Source organism: Bacillus sp. TCT6, from assembly GCF_056033845.1.
In genome coordinates this window covers 5,200,001-5,202,500 of record NZ_JBVYHX010000001.1, presented here as the reverse complement: position 1 = coordinate 5,202,500, position 2,500 = coordinate 5,200,001, and the positions used below count along the sequence as shown (strand labels likewise).

Here is a 2,500-nt window from a genome sequence, read left to right as displayed (position 1 = left end):
TCGAACCCGCACGGTGGTCACCCACCGCAGGATTTTAAGTCCTGTGCGTCTGCCTGTTCCGCCACCCCGGCATGTCATATTGAAAATTGGAGCGGAAGACGGGATTCGAACCCGCGACCCCAACCTTGGCAAGGTTGTATTCTACCACTGAACTACTTCCGCAAGACGTGTTTGAGATATTTTATTAAAAGTGCGGGTGAAGGGAGTCGAACCCCCACGCCAAAGGCGCTAGATCCTAAGTCTAGTGCGTCTGCCAATTCCGCCACACCCGCATATTTCATTAAAATGGTGAGCCATGAAGGATTCGAACCTTCGACCCTCTGATTAAAAGTCAGATGCTCTACCAACTGAGCTAATGGCTCTCAAAATTAAAACTGGTGCCGACTAGAGGACTTGAACCCCCAACCTACTGATTACAAGTCAGTTGCTCTACCAATTGAGCTAAGTCGGCTAAATGGTGGAGGATGACGGGATCGAACCGCCGACCCCCTGCTTGTAAGGCAGGTGCTCTCCCAGCTGAGCTAATCCTCCATTTGCCTGGCAACGTCCTACTCTCACAGGGACAAGGTCCCAACTACCATCGGCGCTAGAGAGCTTAACTTCCGTGTTCGGTATGGGAACGGGTGTGACCTCTCTGCCATCATTACCAGACTGTATTCATTTAAGACAAGAATTATTGTAACTCATTTAACTTTTAAAGTCAACAAGTTTTTTATATTCTTTCAAAACTAGATAACATTGCTTCATATTATATGGTTAAGTCCTCGATCTATTAGTATTCGTCAGCTCCACATGTCACCATGCTTCCACCTCGAACCTATCAACCTGATCATCTTTCAGGGATCTTACTAGCTTACGCTATGGGAAATCTCATCTTGAGGGGGGCTTCATGCTTAGATGCTTTCAGCACTTATCCCTTCCGCACATAGCTACCCAGCTATGCCCTTGGCAGAACAACTGGTACACCAGCGGTGCGTCCATCCCGGTCCTCTCGTACTAAGGACAGCTCCTCTCAAATTTCCTACGCCCACGACGGATAGGGACCGAACTGTCTCACGACGTTCTGAACCCAGCTCGCGTACCGCTTTAATGGGCGAACAGCCCAACCCTTGGGACCGACTACAGCCCCAGGATGCGATGAGCCGACATCGAGGTGCCAAACCTCCCCGTCGATGTGGACTCTTGGGGGAGATAAGCCTGTTATCCCCGGGGTAGCTTTTATCCGTTGAGCGATGGCCCTTCCATGCGGAACCACCGGATCACTAAGCCCGACTTTCGTCCCTGCTCGACTTGTAGGTCTCGCAGTCAAGCTCCCTTATGCCTTTGCACTCTACGAATGATTTCCAACCATTCTGAGGGAACCTTTGGGCGCCTCCGTTACACTTTAGGAGGCGACCGCCCCAGTCAAACTGCCCACCTGACACTGTCTCCCGGGTCGATAAGACCCGTAGGTTAGAATTTCAATACAGTCAGGGCGGTATCCCACCAGCGCCTCCACCGAAGCTAGCGCTCCGGTTTCAATGGCTCCCGCCTATCCTGTACAAACTGTACCAAAATTCAATATCAGGCTACAGTAAAGCTCCACGGGGTCTTTCCGTCCTGTCGCGGGTAACCTGCATCTTCACAGGTACTATAATTTCACCGAGTCTCTGGTTGAGACAGTGCCCAAATCGTTACACCTTTCGTGCGGGTCGGAACTTACCCGACAAGGAATTTCGCTACCTTAGGACCGTTATAGTTACGGCCGCCGTTTACTGGGGCTTCAGTTCAGAGCTTCGCTTACGCTAACCCCTCTCCTTAACCTTCCAGCACCGGGCAGGTGTCACCCCCTATACTTCGCCTTACGGCTTCGCAGAGAGCTGTGTTTTTGCTAAACAGTCGCTTGGGCCTATTCACTGCGGCTTTCCGTTAAGAAAGCACCCCTTCTCCCGAAGTTACGGGGTCATTTTGCCGAGTTCCTTAACCAGAGTTCTCTCGCACACCTTAGGATTCTCTCCTCGCCTACCTGTGTCGGTTTGCGGTACAGGCACCTTTTATCTCGCTAGAAGCTTTTCTTGGCAGCGGGGAATCAAAGACTTCGCTCCATAAGGAGCTTCCCCATCACAGCTCAGCCTTCACGATAAGCGGATTTGCCTACTTATCAGCCTAACTGCTTGGACGTGCACAACCAATCGCACGCTTCTTCTATCCTTCTGCGTCCCTCCATTGCTCAAACGATAAAGAGGTGGTACAGGAATATCAACCTGTTGTCCATCGCCTACGCCTGTCGGCCTCGGCTTAGGTCCTGACTAACCCTGAGCGGACGAGCCTTCCTCAGGAAACCTTAGGCATTCGGTGGACGGGATTCTCACCCGTCTTTCGCTACTCATACCGGCATTCTCACTTCTAAGCGCTCCACCAGTCCTTCCGGTCTGACTTCACTGCACTTAGAACGCTCCCCTACCACTGATACCATCGGTATCAATTCGCAGCTTCGGTGGTGTATTTAGCCCCGGTACAT

Annotated in this window: 6 tRNA genes and 2 rRNA genes (2 of these 8 cut by a window edge); all 8 read right to left on the bottom strand. The window is 51.5% G+C overall.

Going from position 1 to position 2,500, the window contains the following annotated elements:
• Positions 1-71: transfer RNA gene (locus tag AC0ONG_RS26710), tRNA-Leu, on the bottom strand; it reaches 18 nt to the left of the window's first position.
• Positions 72-87: 16 nt separating this feature from the next.
• Positions 88-162 (bottom strand) — tRNA-Gly (locus AC0ONG_RS26705).
• Between the two features lie 29 nt (positions 163-191).
• Positions 192-272, bottom strand: a tRNA-Leu gene (locus tag AC0ONG_RS26700).
• 14 nt (positions 273-286) lie between these two features.
• Positions 287-362: transfer RNA gene (locus AC0ONG_RS26695), tRNA-Lys, on the bottom strand.
• Between the two features lie 13 nt (positions 363-375).
• A tRNA-Thr gene (locus AC0ONG_RS26690) sits at positions 376-451 on the bottom strand.
• Positions 452-455: 4 nt separating this feature from the next.
• A tRNA-Val gene (locus AC0ONG_RS26685) sits at positions 456-531 on the bottom strand.
• Positions 532-535: 4 nt separating this feature from the next.
• Positions 536-651: ribosomal RNA gene (gene rrf / locus AC0ONG_RS26680) — 5S ribosomal RNA — on the bottom strand.
• A gap of 101 nt (positions 652-752) precedes the next feature.
• Positions 753-2,500: ribosomal RNA gene (locus AC0ONG_RS26675) — 23S ribosomal RNA — on the bottom strand; it runs 1,174 nt beyond the window's last position.